Origin of the sequence: Paucibacter sp. DJ2R-2, from assembly GCF_025717675.1 — a bacterium.
In the GTDB taxonomy this organism is placed as follows: Bacteria; Pseudomonadota; Gammaproteobacteria; order Burkholderiales; family Burkholderiaceae_C; genus Paucibacter_A.
The window spans coordinates 351,216-368,015 of sequence record NZ_JAJIRT010000002.1 but is presented as its reverse complement, the minus strand read 5'-3'; the positions used below and the strand labels follow the sequence as shown (position 1 = coordinate 368,015).

The following is a 16,800-nucleotide window of genomic DNA, read 5'->3' as shown; positions in this document are numbered from 1 at the left end:
CCCGTTCTTGCCCAGGTCAGGGCCGGATAGCTGGGCTGGTAGGGGGCCGTGCCTCCAGCTGGTGCTGCGCCGGACCGGCCAGCAAGGGCGTCGGACGTGCGCGCATGAAGTCGGCATGCCCGGCACCGTAGTAGGGCGAGAGCGGGTGACCGCTCTGGCCGCCGGGCATGCTCAGAAGTCCCTGGTCTTCATGGCCGGGCGACACGACCAGACGCTGCGACTGGCCGTGGCGCTGCTGCATCACCTGGGGCAGATTGGCGTCGCCGTCCATGGGCTCTTGCGGCATGTCCAGCCAGGGCGCCAGGGCCGGAATCGCACGCGACAGCACATGCTGGATGCGGCTCGGGTTGGCCTGGCCCCAGGTGGCTTGGGCCAGCGGCAGCTTGCCGCCTTCGCTCAGCTCGGCCACGGCGGCATCGACCTGGCTGCGCTCGAAAGCCTGCCAGCTGCTGAAGCCGGGCGGCAGCAGATGGGCGGGCTTGAGCTCCAGGGCCTGCACCGCGCTGTATTCGAAGTTCTTCTTCCAGGCCATGCGGGTCTTCTCGTCGCCCTGCATCTCCGCTCCCAGCAGCGGCCGGGTCCAGGCCAGCCAGAGCGCGTCCAGCGTGTGCAGGCGCACGCTGCGGGCCAGGCGGTAGCCGACCTGGTCAGCGGCAGCCTGGCCATTCCATTGCTGCAGCAGGCGCAGCACCTCGGCATGGGGCGCGTGGCCGGCAGCGCCGGCCTCGATGCGGCGGGCCCAGGTCTTGATGAAGCGCGCCTCGTGGTCCAGATGGATGGCGGCCAGGCTGGCCTCGTCGTGCTGCGGCCGTTCGCTCAGGCGCTCGCGCACCTGGCGCGCACGCGCGCCGAGGTCAAAGCCGCCGTCACCGATCAGCTCGCCCCAGGCGCCAGCGCTCTGGCGGTTGTTGGCGGTCCAGAGCTGGCCGTCTGTGGGGTTCTGGATCAGGGGGTAGTCGGCCGGCGCCAGCCAGCCGCGCGCCGGCGTGTCCAGGCTCTGGAAGCGTGCATAGCGGCTGCCCAGCCCGGATTCGCTCCAGAGGCGGCCGGCCACCGTCCAGGCGATCTGGCCTTTGTTGTCAGCCATCAGCATGTTCTGCTGCGGCAAGCCGGCCATGCGCGCCTGGCTCAGCAGCTGATCCAGTGATCGTGCCTGGATGAAGGCGTCGACGCCGAGGTTGTAGGCCTCGCCCTGGTGCGCCACCCAGCGCAGGGCATAACGTTGGCCCTGAACGGTTTTCATGATGGGCGCGCCGTCCACTTCCTGCACGCGCAGCGTTCGCGCCGCGCCGCCCTTGACGGCGATGCTTTCCTCGAAGACGCGCAGCCGCCCTTCGGGCAGCTTGGCCGGCAGCCGGATCCAGTCGAACCACTGGCCATAGGCATTGGTGAAGCCCCAGGCGACATGGCCGTTGCTGCCCACGACCAGGCTGGGCGCGCCGGGCAGGCTCAGGCCCGCGGCGCGCAGGGCGCCGTCGCCACGGCCGATTTGCAGCTGGGTTCGGTACCAGATGCTGGGCACGCCCAGGCCCAGGTGCATATCGTCGGCCAGGATGGCGCGGCCGTCGGCCGTTCGGCCGCCGGCCACGGCCCAGTTGTTGCTGCCCAGCACAGCCTCGTCCTCCGGCGCGCGCGGACGCAGGCCCGCCACCGCTTCCGGCTGATGGGCGGCCTTCTGCAGATTGATCAGCTCCGGGCCGGGCAGGGCCAGTGGCGCCAGCTGGCTGCCGTCCAGGGCCGCATCCCAGGCGCCACCGCGCGGCGTCAGCCAGTCGAACAAGGGGTCTCCAGCTTTCTCGCGCAACAGGGCGCGTTCGAAGCCGCCTTGGATGCCGCCGCTTTGCAGCATGGTGAACATCTCGCCGATCACCAGCAGCGAATCCACTGGTTGCCAGTCCTGCGGTTGAGCGCGCAGCAGCAGGTACTGCCAGGGCCGCACGCGCAAGGCCGCCAGGCCGGCGTTGACGCCGCCGGCATAGGCTTGCAGCAGCGCGCGGTCGGCGTCGCTCATGCCGGCCAGGCGTTCGCTCAAGCGCGCACGCAGGCGGTGCAGGCGGCGCTCCTGGTCGCGTTCCACGGCCTGCGGCCCGAACAAGGCGGCCAGCTCACCGGCGGCCGAACGGCGGCTCAGGTCCATCTCGAAAAAACGTTCCTGCGCATGGACAAAGCCCAGGCCACGCGCCAAATCGAGCCGGTTCTCGCCCTGCAGCACGGCCGTGCCCAGGCTGTCACGGGCCAGGCTCAGGGGGGCGCTCAGGCCCGGCAGCTCGATGCGGCCGTCCAGCTGCGGCAGGCTGGCGCGCAGCAAGGCCCAGAGCGTCATGGCCAGGAGCAGGACCAGCAGGAGCAGGCCGATCAGGCTGCGGCGAACGATCAGGCGCCAGGTGCGCGGGGCGGAGGTCGTAAGGGACATGGCAGAAGGGCAGCGGGGCGGTGGCCAAACGGTGAGGGCGCCGCGATTGTGGCCGGCCGCTGGCGCAGTCCGATTCGGGGTTTTGCAGGGTATCCCTAGAATCCGCGCCATGCCTCTGACCGCGCTCCAGTTTTCCGCCCCGCTCGCTTCGGCAGCGAAGTCCTACCTCCCTCAACTGGCTACGGCCGTCCTGGCCTTGGCCCTGGCCGCCTGTGCCCAGCTGCCGCTGATCGGCAGCGGCCCCGCAGTACCTCCGAACTCACCCAGTTCGCCGGCGCCGGCCGACCCGGTGGCGCCAGCGCCCGTGCCAGTCGTCAAGGCCCCGCCGGTGCCGCCCAAGGTCGGTCTGGCCCTGGGCGGCGGGGCGGCGCGTGGCTTTGCCCACATCGGCGTGATCCAGGTGCTGGAAGAGCAGGGCATCAAGGTCGACCTGGTGGCCGGCACCTCGGCCGGCAGCCTGGTGGCGGCCTTGTATGCCTCGGGCATGGGCGGGCGCGAGTTGGCCACGCTGGCCGAGAACATGGACGAGGGTGCCATCACCGATTGGGCCTTTCCGACCCGCGGCCTGATTCGCGGCGAGGCCTTGGCCAAATATGTGCGTGAGAAAACCGGCGGCAAGAACATCGAGCAGATGCGCATGCCGCTGGGCGTGGTCGCCACCGACCTGTCCGACGGTTCGGGCTCTTTGTTCCGCCGTGGTGACACCGGGGTGGCGGTGCGCGCGTCCAGCTCGGTTCCGGCGGTGTTCCAGCCGGTGCGCATTGGCAGCCGCGACTATGTGGACGGTGGCCTCGTCGCGCCGGTGCCGGTGCGCTATGCGCGCCAGATGGGCGCCGAGCTGGTGATCGCGGTGGACATCTCCTCGCCGCCGGAGGAAAAGCCGGGCACGGGCGCCATTCCCATGCTGATGCAGACCTTCTCCATCATGGGTCGCAGCATCAACAACTTTGAGCTGCGTGAGGCCGATGTGCTGATTCGCCCCAAGCTGGACGGCGTCGGCAGCGCCGATTTCAGCGCGCGCCGTCGCTCCATCCAGGCGGGTCGCGAGGCCGCTCAGGCGGCGCTGCCGCAGTTGCGCGCACGCATCGCTGAAAAGTCGCGTTAGGCCCTTGCGGCCGGATTTGCTGCCGGTCTGGGCTAGGCTTGGGGCCTTGCCACTGGCGCGGCTGCCGGCGGCGCAGCGTCCTCGCCCAAGGTGCACCGCCCGTGATCAACGAATCTGCCACGCCTTTGTTTCCGCTGCAGTCCGTGCTCTTCCCCGAGGGCTATTTGCAGCTGCAGATCTTCGAGCCGCGCTACCTCGACATGGTGCAGCGCTGCTGGCGCGAAGGCCGGCCTTTTGGTGTGCTGAGCTTGCTGGAAGGCGGCGAGGTGCGGCGGCGTGACCCCGCGCGCGGTGAAGCCTTTGTGCAAGAACGCTTCCAGAGTGTGGGCACCTTGGCGCAGATCGAGCATTGCGAGACCGCGCAAGCCGGGCTTCTGCGCATCCGCTGCCGCGGCACCCGGCGTTTTCGTCTGCTGAGCAGCGACTGCTTGCCCGGCGGGCTCTGGGTCGGGCAGATCGAGACCTTGGCCGACGATGCGGCCGTGGCCGTACCGCCTGACCTCAAGTCCACCGCCGCCTTGTTGCAAAGCCTGCTGCACAGCCTGGAGCAGGGGGCTGCAGCCGTGGATGTGCCGGTGCAGCCGCCCTATCGCTGGGACGACAGTGGCTGGCTGGCCAACCGCTGGTGCGAGCTGCTGCCCCTGCCTCCCGAGGAGCGCCAGCGACTGATGCAGTTGGACAACCCGCTGCTGCGCCTGGAACTGGTGGCCGATCAACTCGACCAGCCGGGGGTGTTGGCGGGGCAGGGCTGAGGATTCGGCAAGGCCAGTCGATTGCTTCTGTTGACCGGATTCGGCACTGAGCCGTCGTTCGCGGAGAAGTTTCAGCACGCAGAGTTCGCAGAGGACCGCCGAGGACGCTGAGAACACAATCCTCGCTCTTCTTCTCTCTCCGCGACCTCTGCGAACCTCCGCGCACTCTGCGTTCGTATTCAAATCTCAGCGAACGACGGTTCTGTGCCGGCAGCTGACTTTGCAAACAGACGAAAAAAAGCCCAGCGGATGCTGGGCTTGAAGGGCAGGGTCAGAAGCCAGGCTAGGCTGGCTTCATCGGTGCCGAGGAGACAACTGATGTCGCTCAGGCGGCAGCGCGCTTGGAAGCGCGGGTGGCGGTCTGGCTGGCCTTGACGGCGCTGTTGGTGGCGGCTTCGAAGTTGGCTTCGGCCACTTCGGTGGCTTGCTTGGCCGCCTTTTGCACGGTTTCAAAAGCGTTGTTGGCAGCGGCCACAGCGCTCTTCACCAGAGCGACGGCGTTTTCGGTGCCGGCCGGTGCGTTCTTGGCAGCGTTCTCAACCACGGCCGAGAACTTCGACTGGATGTCGGCGATCTGGGCTTCAGCGACCTTGGCCACTTCGGCATTGGTGCTGGTGGCGATGTCGTACAGGTGACGGCTGTAGGAAGCGGCCTTCTCGGCGCTCGGCTGCAGCAGGGCGCTTTGCAGGGCCAGCAGTTCTTGAGCGTCCTTCACCGACAGGGCGGCTTGGGTGGATTCCACCACTTCGCCCAGGGCGGTCTTGGCCACTTGCATGTTCAGCTCGACCAGCTTTTCCACGCCTTCGAAAGCCTTGTTGGTCAGACCGAACAGGGTTTCGACATTGGCTTTGTGGGCGGCGATGATTTGTTCTGTAGTCAGCATGGAGCACTCCTTGTGGGGGGTGACCCCCGTTGATTCGATGGATGAAATCGTTCGACAGCGTTTAATGTTGCACTGCAACAAAACGAAGTATAGGGATGTCGAGCGGCATTGCAAGTGTTATTTGCTGCGGTGCAACAAATTAGGGGTGCCACCCGGAATTCCTGCCTTCGGCTTCAGCTTGGCGCCTGGCGGTGACAGCCCCATGACAGCATCGGAAAGCCGCTGCGGCTACTCTCCCCCCCATGCAGGCCTTTCATTCCGACGCCCACAGCCTGGCCCTGCCGCCGGGCCACAGTTTTCCGGCCAGCAAGTACCGCCTGCTGCGCGAGCATTTCGAGGCCGACCCCGGCTTGCTGCAGATGTGTGCTGCGCCGGCCGCGAGCGCGGCCGAGTTGGCCTTGGTGCACACGCCGGGCTATATCGACGCGGTGCTGCGCGGCGAACTCAGCCCGGCACAGCAGCGCGAGATCGGTTTCCCCTGGTCGCCTTCAATGGCGACGCGCTCGCTGCACTCGGTCGGCGCCAGCATCGCCGCCGCCCGCGCCGCCCTGGCCGAGGGCGTGGCCGCCAATATGGCCGGCGGCACCCACCATGCGTTTGCCGACCGGGGTTCGGGCTATTGCGTGTTCAACGATGTGGCAGTGGCCGCCCGCCTGATGCAGCGGGAGTGGCAGCAGCTGGGTCATACAGAAACGCTGCCCGTGCTCGTCATCGACCTTGATGTGCACCAAGGCAATGGCACGGCCGCCATCTTTGAAGGCGACGACAGCGTGTTCACCTTCTCCATGCACGGCGCCAAAAATTTCCCGGCTCGCAAGGAGCGCAGCGACCTCGATGTGGAACTGCCCGACGGCTGCAGCGACGCGCCCTATCTGGAGGCGCTCGACCGCGCGTTGGAGGAGATCTGGGTTCGCCACACGGCCGCCGGCACCCAGCCCGGCCTGGCCTTCTATCTGGCTGGCGCCGACCCTCACGAGGGCGACCGGTTGGGCCGGCTCAAGCTGACGAGCGCCGGCCTAGCGGAGCGCGACCGCCGTGTGCTTTCGGCCCTGCGCGAGCGTGGCATTCCTGTCGCCCTCAGCATGGCCGGCGGCTATGGCCACGACATCGCCAGCACGGTGGCGGTGCAGGTGAACACCCTCAACGAGGCGGTCAGGGCCTGGGCGGGGTGGCGGGGGCGGTGAAACCTAGCTTTCGGATCGGCAAGATCGCAGAGTAGTACGCATTGGATGTGCGTTAGCATGCTGCGCCCTTGCTCATTCGGAGCAGTGGTTGCCCTCTTCTATGTGCGTTCTGAGACTGAGATTCATGCTCTTGCGGTGTCGCCTGTTCTTTTTGCTTCTGAGTCTGCTGGCCGGCGTCAGCCAGGCAGGCACCTGCCCCGAAACGTCAGCCTTTCGCACCCTGGTGGCGGCAGAGAATCTCTATGTGGGCGAGATCCATGGCACCGTGGAATCCCCTGCCTTTGTGCGCTGCCTGGTTGAGGCCAAGATTCAGGCGTCAGGCAGGCCTTTGGTGGTTTCTCTAGAAATGCCGCCAGAAGCGGCCCGAGAAGAAGCGCGTTTCTGGAAGCATGGCACCGACGGCCGTGCCTCGCAGGTCATGTGGGAGCTTCATGCCTTTCTGCTGGAGCGGCAGCAGAAAGGCCAGCTGATCCTTCACTACCACGCGGGGTTCTCTCAGCGGGACCAAAGCAAGTACGAGCAGAGCGTGGCTGCGGCCTTGAAGGACATCATGAGCCGCAGCCGCCTGCTTGCTTACGCGGGCCACTTTCACAGCCGCAAGCAAGTGCTGCCGGTCTTGCCGGAAGTGCTGCCGAACGGCGCCTTGCTCGGCCAGGACATCACACGCGTGACGCTCGAATGGATGGAGGCCGGTTCGGCCTGGTTCTGCTCGGGAGAGCCTGTCGTCTGCGAAGCTTCTCCCCTTCCAGCACGAAACGAATCGGTCGGTGGTGCCGGCGATCTGAAGGACGGCGCCGCTTATGGACACGACCTGGCCTACTTTTTCTCCAAATTCACGGCCTCGCCGCCTCGTTCGGCGCCATGAGCCGGAGAGGTGCAGGCTTACGGCGAAGTAGCGACGGGCGCTCCATTGCCGCAAGCTTTAGCGACATTGGGTCTTTTCTCACATGCGTGCTTGTGCTGGCTCTGAGCGCGGGGCTGGCCGAGGCTCAAGCGCCGGTCCCAGTTCATTTGCAGGGGTTCTGGGTACCCGGCGAGGCGGCCTGCAATTCCAAGCTCGGAGTCTCGGTAGGCGCCCGCAGCTTGAAGTTCAAGAACGCCGGCCAACACCGCGAGTTTCGGACAGAGACTTGCCTCAGCTGCGAGGGCGGTGCCAGGTATGCCGGCCCTGTCATCTGGGTGCTTCCTCAGCCAAACCAGGAGATGCAGTTTGTGCTGTACCTCAATGCCGATGAACGAGTGGGCGTGGCACGAGTCGAGTTTCAGTCCGATGCATTGAAGGCAGCGTTTCCAATTCATCACGTGGAACTCAAGCGCTGCGCAAAGTAGGCGGTGCATAGGCAAGGTTGATTCTTGACCTTGAATTCGATGCGCGCCTGGAGTCGAGAAGCTGCTCGACATAGCTTCTCTTGTTTGCGCGTTTGAATCGCAGCGCAGAACTTCCCGCGCCTTTGTGGTTGAATTTCCCCACCGTAGGCCACCTTGGCCTTTCTTCGCCCACCAGGACGCTGCGCTATCCCATGACGACACCGAATCTGTTCCAGCCCGTCACGCCCGCCGACACCGCGGCCGTAGACACCGCCATCGTGACCCGCCGTTCCATGCGCGCGTTCTTGCCCACCGAGGTGCCGGAGAGCCAGATCGAGGAGATCCTGAACGTGGCGTCCCGGGCGCCTTCGGGCACCAATACCCAGCCCTGGCAGGTCCATGTGCTGACCGGTGCGGCGCGCCAGCGCCTGGTGGACCGCATCCAGGCGGCCTACCTCGACCCGGCCGAGTTGGCGAAACACACGGAGGAGTACGCCTACTACCCGACCGAGTGGGTCTCGCCCTACATCGACCGCCGCCGCAAGGTCGGTTGGGATCTGTACGGCCTGCTCGACATCGCCAAGACCGACAAGGCCCGCATGCAAGCCCAACATGCGCGCAACTTCCAGTTCTTCGATGCACCCGTGGGCCTGATCTTCACCATCGACCGCTTGATGCAGCAAGGCAGTTGGCTGGACTACGGCATGTTCCTGGAAAACGTGATGATCGCGGCGCGCGGCCGCGGCCTGCACACCTGCCCTCAGGCGGCCTTCACCCAGTTCCACCGCCTGATTGCCGAGGAACTGCAGCTGGCCCCCGGCCAGATGGTGGTTTGCGGCATGGCCTTGGGCCACGCCGACCCAGCCGCTGTGGAGAACAGCCTGCTGACCGAGCGCGCGCCGGTGGCTGAGTTCACCCGTTTCTATCGCTGAGCCGGGCTGGCCATGAGCAAGGCTGCTGCCCCGACCCGGCCCCAGGTGCTGCTGGCGCGCCGGATCTTTCCCGACATTGCGGCGCGCCTGGACCAGGCCTTTGAGCTCGACTATGCCGACGACGACCAGCCTCTGAGCCCCGAGGCGCTGCGCCAGCGCCTGCAGGGCAAAGCCGGTCTGTTCGCCTCGGGCACCGAGCAGATCACGGCCGAGCTGCTCGATGCCTGCCCCGAGTTGCGCGTCATCAGCCTGATGACGGTGGGCCACAACAATGTGGACCTGGCCGCCTGCAGTGCGCGCGGTGTGCGCGTCAGCAATGCGCCCGATGTGCTGACCGAAACCACGGCCGATTTTGGTTTCGCTCTGATGATGGCCGCCGCACGGCGCATCAGCGAGAGCGAGCATTACCTGCGCCGCGGCGACTGGAAGCAGTGGCGCGTGGACCTGTTCGCCGGCGCTGACATCCACGGCAGCACCTTGGCCATTTTGGGCATGGGACGCATCGGCCAGGCGATCGCCCGGCGCGGCGCCCTGGGCTTTGGCATGAAGGTGATTTATCACAACCGCAGCCGGCTTGCGCCCGAGCAGGAGGCGCCGATCGGTGCCCGCTGGGTCAGCAAGGAGGCACTGCTGCGCGAGGCCGACCACCTCGTCATCGTCGTGCCTTACACCCCGGCCACCCACCATCTGGTGGCAGCTCTTGACCTGGACCTGATGAAGCCCAGCGCCACGCTGACGAACATCGCGCGCGGTGGCGTGGTGGACGATGTGGCCCTGGCTCGCGCCCTGCAGCAAGGGCAACTGGCGGCGGCCGGCCTCGATGTCTTCGAGGGCGAACCGCATGTGCACCCCGATTTGCTGGCCTGCCACACGCTTGTGCTGACACCGCACATCGCCAGTGCGTCCGTGCCCACACGGCGAGCCATGTGCAATCTCGCGGTGGACAATTTGCTGGCGGCTTTCGCGGGCCTGCCCATGCCGACCGTGCTGAACGAGGCCGAACTGAAGCTCTGAGCTGACGGGTTGAGCTGACATGGTGAGCTGAGGGCGGCGAGGGTTAGGGAAGCCGCTGAAAGCACGCTGCGGGCCTGTACGATCGCGCAGCCATAACACCAAGACCCGAGGGAGGGTTGTCACCCATGACGCAAGAGCTGTTTCGTTTTCCAAGACTTCGCCGCACTCTGCTGGCCCTGAGCTGCTGGGCTGCTGCAGCGCCCGCCTGGGCCCAATCGGCCGTCCAGGCCGGCCCGGCCGCGCCGCTGCCCGCTGTAGCAGCTGCACCCGCGGCTTCGGCTGCGCGCACCGTGGCCCTGATCTCGGCCATCGGCGACCGCATCACCATCGTCCGCCAGCGGCCCGGCGTGGGCAGCCATCTCGAGCCCTACACGCGCCGCGAGATCAAGTTCGACCCGCGCCTGCTCAACCGCATGGTGCTCAGCGGGCTCGATCAGGGCTTGGCCCAGACTGAGCCCGACAGCCAACGCGTGCTGCTGGACTGGCTGCCCGAAGGGGCCGAGGCGGCACAGATCGACGATGCGCGCCGGATGCAACGCGAATCGCGCATCGAGGCGCTCTTGATCGAGCATCTGCGTGCCGTACCCGCGCGCCAGCAATGGGACGAGATCATCGCCGTGTTGCCCAAGTGGACCATGCCCTCGGTCAAGGGCATGGGCGAGAAGCTGGCCGGCATCGGCATTTATGTGCAGCCGTTGCGCCGTCAGGCCCTGGAGGACCTTGGCACGGGTGAACTCAGCGTCAGCGCCATCACGCCCGATGGGGACCATGTCACCCTGGACCCCAACACCGGCGAGAAGGAAGCCAGCTCCATCTTTGTGGCGGTCTATATGTATATGCAGACCCTGACCCTGGATGCCAAGACCCTGGAGGTCAAGAAGCGCGAACTGCGCCGAGACAACACCAAGTATTTCGACCCCAAGTCTCCGGCCAACGATGTCGGCCGCATGTTCGATACCCGCTTCCTGATGGGCGCCGTGGCGCAGATCGCCGAACGATCGGCCCAGCGCGCCATCACCGGCGACGTCAACGTCAGCCCGGCACGCAAGCTGGATGAGCCGGCCGCCGCGGCCCCGGGCGCGTCCAGCCTGCGCTGAATCGCGAGCCTACTGCCCCTCGGGCGGCTGCCAGAGTTCGATGCGGTTGCCGTCGGGGTCCATGACCCAGCCGAACTTGCCGTACTCGGACTCATCCACTTTCTCGTCCACCGTGCAGCCCTCGGCCCGCAACTGGGCCAGCAGGGCGTGCAGATCGGCGACGCGGTAGTTCACCATGAAGGGCGCCGTGCTGGGGTCGAAGTAGCGGCTGCTGGCTTCGAAGATGCTCCAGACCGTGCTGCCCTGGCCTTCGGGGTTGTGCTCGCCACGCCAGCGAAAGGCACTGCCACCCCAGGCCTCGATGGGGATGCCCAGATGGCGCTGGTACCAGGCGCGCATGAGTTCGGGCTGGGCGGACTTGATGAAGATGCCACCGATGCCGGTGACGCGGCTCATGCTGCTCATGGGGGAGGGCTCCTGATTCAGTGCTTGCGCTTCGATGTTCGCACGGCGGCCTTGGGTTTGGCCGCGGGCTTCTTTTCGGCTTTGGCAGGCTTGGCTTCTTTGCTGGGCTTGGCAGCTTTGGGGGCTTTCGCGGGCTTGGCAGGCTTGGCCAAGCTGGCCTTCTTGTCTTTCTTCTTCGGTGCCAGCGCAGCGGCCGGCATGGCGCGACCCAGGCTGGCGAGCTCGGCCTGGCCCAAGATGCCCAAGGCTTTGGCATAGAAGGCCTTGCGGTCTTCCAGGCCGCGGTTGCCGCCGTTGACGGTGTAACTGATGAACTCGACGGGAGACAGATCCAGCACGCTGCCGCGGTACTTCTTTTTCAGGCGGTCGCTGTCGGGGTGGTTGGCGGCGTCGTTGAGGTTGCGGGTCAGCCAGTATTCGCAGGCGCTCCAGACCGCCATCTCCGGCTCTTCCAGAAGCTCGGGCTTGTTGATGAACAGGTCGCGCGAGCCTTTTTTGATGCCCAGCTGCAGGTAGTTGGCCCGGCCCGTGGTCTGGAAGATGCCGCGGCCGCGGAAGCGCGCGCCGTCGCCCGGCTGGCTATTGCCCAGGTCGGCCCGGCCTTCATAGGCATTGCCCGAGGCGTACTCGCGCAAGGTCTTGAAATGGTCGGTCTCGTGGCAGGCCTGGGCCAGGAAATGGGCGAACTCCTGGGCCGTGTCGATCTGGTACTGCGGGCACAAGGTGTTCATCCACTCGGCCAAGGCCGGCATCAGCGCGGTCTTGCGGCCGGCGATCAGGGCCAGGTGTTCTGCAGTGATGGCTAGTGTCATGGCGGCGGGGCTCCGGGTGATGGGATGGTGGTGGACTGCAGAGCTGGCCCAGGCCGGTCTCGCAGTGCGGGGCCATCATCGGGTGCTCATGGCAATCGACCAACCCCTAGCCCGGATGTTTCACGAGGTCAGCCCTGGCCGGTCCGCAGCACCGATGAGCACGATGATCTCTCGCTTCGACATTCGATCCATTTTGGACACTGGGCCTACGCAGGCTTGCGCGGCCCAGACCTTGCCCCTAACGCCTCAACTCCTCGCCGATGCCAATGGGCATCGGCTGCGGCCGTCTCGGCGCCACTGGCTGCGTCCTGGACGCACGCAATTCCCGCGTCCCGCGTGAACTATCCGGGCTAGCACTCGCACCCGGCCGCCCATGCCCTAGGGCATCAAAGCCTGTTGAGCTTCGCAAGTTGCGCGCCGTGCTTGCTGCCCTCTCATGAGCGACTACGGCGCGTGCCGACAGCCGGTGCAGACAGCCTTCCTTTCGTCAATCGAATCCCAGCAGGCCAGCACGTTGGCATCCCATGTGCCGCCCTTGAGTTGGATCGCTTGCAGACCTTGGACTCCGTACTGCTGAGCGGCCTACCTCTTTCGGTGGCTTCGGTCATTCGGGTGCTCAGAATGACCGGCTGCAAAGTGCCCAAAGCGGAAATTCAGCGCTATGGCTCTTACGTCAAGTGACGACCCATTTCTGCCACCCGCTCCCATCTTGGGCAGCAGCCGCTCGAATGCGACCTACATGCAGGCCATGGGGCATGGTGAGTCAGCCTGGAAGTATCAAAGATCGGACTTTGGCTTGCAAAGCCGGAATCACTTCGCTCGCGAACCAGGGTTTGGCCTTAAGCCAGATGTTGTTGCGCGGGCTTGGGTGCGGCAGCGGCACAACGCCCGGCCCGTGCTCGCACCACGCGCGCACGGTCTCGATCACATTGCTTGTGCCTGCAGCCGGCGAGCCTTGCCGATATGCCACGCCATCGCGTACTGGCCGATGACCAGTGTGAGCTCAATGCGCGGCATCGCTTGCAAAAGCTTTGTGCGCCACTGCAGCGCGCATTCGCCACGCGGTGCCAGGTCGCCCGATGGGCCGGTACCCGGGTAGCAAAAGCCCATCGGCAGGATGGCGACGAGCTGCGGGTCGTAGAACTGCTCAGGGCTGATGCCCATCCACTGTCGCAGTCGCTCGCCGCTGGCATCGTCGAAAGGCACGCCACTTGCATGGACCTTGCTGCCCGGTGCCTGACCGACGATCAGAATGCGCGCGCGGGCATCCGCCTGCAGCACTGGGCGTGGACCATGTGGCAGATTCGCTGCACAGATCGTGCAGGCGCGCGCCTCTTCCAAAACCTGCGGCAGGCGCGATGTCGTGTTGGACGTGGCGCTCATGGTGGTGAGGCTTTCTTCAGACGGACGCCCCTGCGGCTTGAAGGTTCATTGACACGCCGGACAATCAATCAATGCGTTGGCCAGGTGTTCTGCGAAGGCGCGTACCTTAGCCGCACGGCGCCGCTCCGGCGGGCTTACCAAGTGCAGTGGCAAGGGGCTGGGCTGCCAGCCTTGCAGCAGCACTTGCACATCGCCGCTGTCGATCAGATCCTGAAACAGCCAAGTGGGTGAGTACGCGATGCCCACGCTATCAAGCACCGCCGCTCGTACGATCTCTGCCGTGTTGGTCTGCAGCGGACCCTCTACCCGCACCGAGACTGTGGAACCGTCTGGCGTGCTGAAGTCCCACAGATTTCGGTTGCGCAGCTCGGTGTAGACGATGCATGGGTGCCGTTTCAGGTCTTCTGGGATCAGCGGCATCGGCCGCTCGACCGTGGCGGCCTGCACATAGGCCCGGCTGGCGACCACCGCGCGCCGGATGCTGCCAATACGCCGCGCCACCAGCGTGCTGTCGGCCAGATTGCCGATGCGCACCGCCATATCGATACCGTGTTCGACCAGATCGATGAAGCCGTCGTTGAGTTTCAAGTCGATTTTCACGCCCGGATGCGCCGCCAAAAAGCTGTGCACATGCGGACGCAGCACCCGGGTGCCAAATCCCACTGAGGCCGCCACCCGTAACCAGCCGCTGAGTTGTTGCTCGCCTCGGCGCAACTGCTCTTCGGTTTCCAAGACCTCGGCGACCAGTCGCCGCACGTCTTCGAAGTAGCGCTCGCCGTCATCGGTGAGCGACAGGTTGCGCGTGGTGCGCGTCAACAGCTTGGCACCGAGGTGGCGCTCAAGCGCGGCTACCTGCTTGCTGACGGCACTTTGGGTGCTCGACTGCTCACGCGCCACGGCCGAGAAGCTGCCCGTCTCGACGACGCGAACAAAGGTCTGCATGGCCAGCAAGCGATCCATTGATGTCTCATTGATTCCAAAATGGAATGAATGATAGGCCTGGCGACCGACTACCGCAAATTTCAAGAAGCAATCACAGTTCACTCCACCGATTCACCACCCTTTCTGAAGGAGCCCCCCATGAAGACCATCAAGGTACCCAGCTACGAACAAGTCTCGCCCGCTAACCAGGCCATCTTCGACAGCCTGAAAAAGGGCTTGGGTTTCGTGCCCAATCTGTACGCCACCTTCGCTCACTCCGAGACCGCACTGGCCACCTACTTGGCGCTGCAGAACGCCAAGAGCTCCCTCAGCCCGAAGGCGCGCGAAGTCATCAACTTGGTGGTCAGCCAGGTCAACAACTGCGCCTACTGCCTGGCGGCGCACACCGCGCTGGGCGCGATGCTGGGCTTCACGCCCCAACAGATTCTGGAGATCCGTCGTGGCGGCGTGGCTTTCGATGCGCGCCTGGATGCGCTGGCCAAGTTGGTGCGCAACATCACGCTTGAGCGAGGCCATGCCGCCCCAGCGCTGGTGCAGGCCTTCTTCGCTGCCGGCTGGACCGAAGCCAACCTGGTCGATGCCCTCGTGGTCGTCGGCGACAAGATGGTAAGCAACTTTCTGCATGGGTCCACACAGATCCCGGTGGACTTTGCTGCGGCCCCGTCGCTGGACGCCTGAACCTACATGCCCAAACAGGAGCCCGCCATGAGCCAGATGACAGCCACCCTCAACCTTGCCACCGGCAAGCCCGCGTCAGACTCGAAAGTGACACAGGGCCTGCTCGTGGGCCTGGTCGCGGCCAGCATCGGGGCGCTATACACGGTGTTCGCACGCTGGGGCATTTCTCATGGCATGGACTCTGCCGACATGACCTTTCTGCGCTTTGGCGCGGCCGGTGTGGTCACGCTGCCGGTGCTTGTCTTTGCCTTGCGACGCGACGCCTCCGGCTTCTTCGCTCGTTGGCGCTCCTGGTTGACGGTCTCGCTGCTCGCCGGGCCACTGTTCGGGCTGCTGATGTTTACGGCCCTGCAATGGGCACCGGCCTCACACGCCGCCGTGTTCCCATTCACCGCCATGAGCGTGATGGGCACCTTGATGTCCGCACTGTTTCTGGGTGACCGCCTCACGCTGCGCAAGATCGCGGGCATCGCCGTGGTGATCGCCGGACTGGTGCTCCTTTCCGGCTTGGAGCTGCGCAGTCTTGCTGGACGCGCCCTGTGGGGTGATGCCCTGTTCATCGCTGCAGGCACCTTGTGGGCAGGCTTCGGCATCGTGATGCGTAGGCACAGACTTGAGCCGCTGCTGACCACGGCCGTCATCTCTTTCATGGCCTTGGTGACCTATGTGCCCATCTACCTGGCCACGCACGGCCTTCACCGCTTGCTCGCCGTGGCACCGACGGTCCTGCTAACCGAGCTGGTGGTTCAGGGCCTGATCGCTGGCGCGGGCACGCTTTACACCTATTCGAAGATGGTGGCATTGCTAGGCCCAGCCCGGGCGGCGGTCTTTCCGGCGCTGGCGCCTGGCATTGCCGCTTTCCTGGCCTGGCCGGTGCTCGGGCATGTGCCCACCGGCATCGAAGCCACGGGATTGCTGATCGCCGTGGTTGGCCTGCTTATCACCGTCACTGCGGGCAGCCTGACGCGCACGCGCTGATGGTTAATCCGCCCACCTCATCACAGACACGATTGAAGGAATACACCATGAGCACACTCAAGCAACGGCTGGCCGACTACCAAACTGGCTTCAAGCAACGGGCTCCCGCAGAGCGGCAGGCCATGATGGAGGCCGCCACGGCACAACTGCGAGCCACCGGCATTGAACAAACGGCGCTGAGCCTCGGTGCCGCTTTGCCAGCACTGACTCTGCCCGATGCAAACGGCAATCCAGTGGTCTTGATGACGCTGAACAGCTCTGGGCCGCTGGTGATCGTGTTCTACCGTGGTGGCTGGTGCCCGTATTGCAACCTGGAATTGCGCGAGTGGCAGCGGCTGCTTCCCTCATTGCGTGAGCTGGGCGCCACCTTGGTCGCCATCTCACCGCAGACACCCGACAACTCGCTCTCCACGCTCCAGAAGAACGAACTGGCTTTCCCTGTGTTGAGCGACAGCAGCCTGGCTGCAGCCCAAGCATTTGGTATTGCCTTCACGCTCAGCCACGAGCTGGTCGAGCTGTACGCGCAAGTCGGAAATGACCTACCCACACTGAACGGCAACGGCCAATGGGTACTTCCGGTTCCGGCAACCTTTGTCATCGACGCCGATGGGCTCGTCAGCTACGCCCATGTCGAGGCCGACTACCGACAACGTGCGGAGCCTCAGGACGTTCTGGATCGGCTGCAAAGTGCTTCCAGCGCAATGAACTGAGCCGAATCAGGGACGGACGTGTTCTCGGTACCCAGCACAACACACAACCTTGCTATGTTTGGCGGATCAGCAGGGCCTTGTAATTTCGCAAGAAGACTCGCCGCCAAACTGCCGGCGCAGATCGGCCCGCTCAATGGCGTCAGTCCAACCTGAACGGGCTGTTCCAAGGCACAAGCTCGCCCGCAGCGGTGATACGGAACGCCG

The 16,800-nt window shown here is 65.3% G+C and carries 15 protein-coding genes and 1 pseudogene; 10 read left to right on the top strand and 6 right to left on the bottom strand.

Features of this window, described 5'->3' with window-relative positions; all coding sequences use genetic code 11:
• Positions 1-16 precede the first annotated feature (16 nt).
• Complete coding sequence (locus tag LNV28_RS08705) at positions 17-2,413, bottom strand: penicillin acylase family protein (protein WP_263518576.1); 2,397 nt, start codon at positions 2,411-2,413, stop codon at positions 17-19.
• A gap of 109 nt (positions 2,414-2,522) precedes the next feature.
• Here LNV28_RS08705 and LNV28_RS08700 point away from each other — a divergent pair, with 109 nt between their 5' ends.
• Positions 2,523-3,518 carry a patatin-like phospholipase family protein gene (locus LNV28_RS08700; RefSeq protein WP_263518574.1) on the top strand — a complete coding sequence of 332 codons (996 nt, stop codon included), beginning with the start codon at positions 2,523-2,525 and terminating at the stop codon, positions 3,516-3,518.
• Positions 3,519-3,619: 101 nt separating this feature from the next.
• Positions 3,620-4,270, top strand: coding sequence for an LON peptidase substrate-binding domain-containing protein (locus tag LNV28_RS08695; RefSeq protein ID WP_263518572.1), 651 nt, complete (start codon positions 3,620-3,622; stop codon positions 4,268-4,270).
• Between the two features lie 325 nt (positions 4,271-4,595).
• Here the strand turns inward: LNV28_RS08695 and phaP are convergent, their stop codons facing one another.
• Complete coding sequence (gene phaP / locus LNV28_RS08690; RefSeq protein ID WP_263518571.1) at positions 4,596-5,153, bottom strand: TIGR01841 family phasin; 558 nt, start codon at positions 5,151-5,153, stop codon at positions 4,596-4,598.
• A gap of 242 nt (positions 5,154-5,395) precedes the next feature.
• Between phaP and LNV28_RS08685 the strand changes: the two genes are divergently transcribed.
• The 5 genes from LNV28_RS08685 (at position 5,396) to LNV28_RS08665 (ending at position 10,688) form a co-directional block, all read left to right on the top strand.
• Positions 5,396-6,337 carry a histone deacetylase family protein gene (locus LNV28_RS08685; protein ID WP_263518570.1) on the top strand — a complete coding sequence of 314 codons (942 nt, stop codon included), beginning with the start codon at positions 5,396-5,398 and terminating at the stop codon, positions 6,335-6,337.
• Positions 6,338-6,461: 124 nt separating this feature from the next.
• Positions 6,462-7,202, top strand: coding sequence for a hypothetical protein (locus tag LNV28_RS08680; RefSeq protein WP_263518569.1), 741 nt, complete (start codon positions 6,462-6,464; stop codon positions 7,200-7,202).
• A 655-nt stretch (positions 7,203-7,857) separates the two neighbouring features.
• Complete coding sequence (locus LNV28_RS08675; protein WP_263518567.1) at positions 7,858-8,577, top strand: nitroreductase; 720 nt, start codon at positions 7,858-7,860, stop codon at positions 8,575-8,577.
• Between the two features lie 12 nt (positions 8,578-8,589).
• The gene (locus tag LNV28_RS08670) at positions 8,590-9,591 is read left to right on the top strand and encodes a 2-hydroxyacid dehydrogenase (protein ID WP_263518566.1); all 1,002 of its coding nucleotides are present in this window, start codon (positions 8,590-8,592) and stop codon (positions 9,589-9,591) included.
• Positions 9,592-9,716: 125 nt separating this feature from the next.
• The gene (locus LNV28_RS08665) at positions 9,717-10,688 is read left to right on the top strand and encodes a hypothetical protein (protein WP_263518565.1); all 972 of its coding nucleotides are present in this window, start codon (positions 9,717-9,719) and stop codon (positions 10,686-10,688) included.
• Positions 10,689-10,697: 9 nt separating this feature from the next.
• Here the strand turns inward: LNV28_RS08665 and LNV28_RS08660 are convergent, their stop codons facing one another.
• The 4 genes and pseudogenes from LNV28_RS08660 to LNV28_RS08645 form a co-directional block, all read right to left on the bottom strand.
• Entirely contained in the window at positions 10,698-11,093 is a 396-nt protein-coding gene (locus LNV28_RS08660; RefSeq protein WP_263518564.1) for a VOC family protein, read from the bottom strand.
• A gap of 17 nt (positions 11,094-11,110) precedes the next feature.
• The gene (locus tag LNV28_RS08655) at positions 11,111-11,905 is read right to left on the bottom strand and encodes a glycoside hydrolase family 19 protein (protein ID WP_263518563.1); all 795 of its coding nucleotides are present in this window, start codon (positions 11,903-11,905) and stop codon (positions 11,111-11,113) included.
• A 763-nt stretch (positions 11,906-12,668) separates the two neighbouring features.
• Positions 12,669-13,278 (bottom strand): annotated as a pseudogene (locus tag LNV28_RS08650) (uracil-DNA glycosylase family protein); the annotation flags it as partial.
• A 55-nt stretch (positions 13,279-13,333) separates the two neighbouring features.
• Positions 13,334-14,248, bottom strand: coding sequence for a LysR family transcriptional regulator (locus LNV28_RS08645; protein ID WP_263518562.1), 915 nt, complete (start codon positions 14,246-14,248; stop codon positions 13,334-13,336).
• A 120-nt stretch (positions 14,249-14,368) separates the two neighbouring features.
• Between LNV28_RS08645 and LNV28_RS08640 the strand changes: the two genes are divergently transcribed.
• From LNV28_RS08640 to LNV28_RS08630, 3 genes are read left to right on the top strand one after another with little or no spacing between them, the layout of a single operon-like run.
• Positions 14,369-14,908, top strand: coding sequence for a carboxymuconolactone decarboxylase family protein (locus LNV28_RS08640; protein ID WP_263518561.1), 540 nt, complete (start codon positions 14,369-14,371; stop codon positions 14,906-14,908).
• Positions 14,909-14,935: 27 nt separating this feature from the next.
• Complete coding sequence (locus LNV28_RS08635) at positions 14,936-15,886, top strand: DMT family transporter (RefSeq protein ID WP_263518560.1); 951 nt, start codon at positions 14,936-14,938, stop codon at positions 15,884-15,886.
• A 47-nt stretch (positions 15,887-15,933) separates the two neighbouring features.
• On the top strand, positions 15,934-16,596 hold the full coding sequence (locus LNV28_RS08630; RefSeq protein WP_263518559.1) for a peroxiredoxin-like family protein: 663 nt from the start codon (positions 15,934-15,936) through the stop codon (positions 16,594-16,596).
• Positions 16,597-16,800 lie beyond the last annotated feature (204 nt).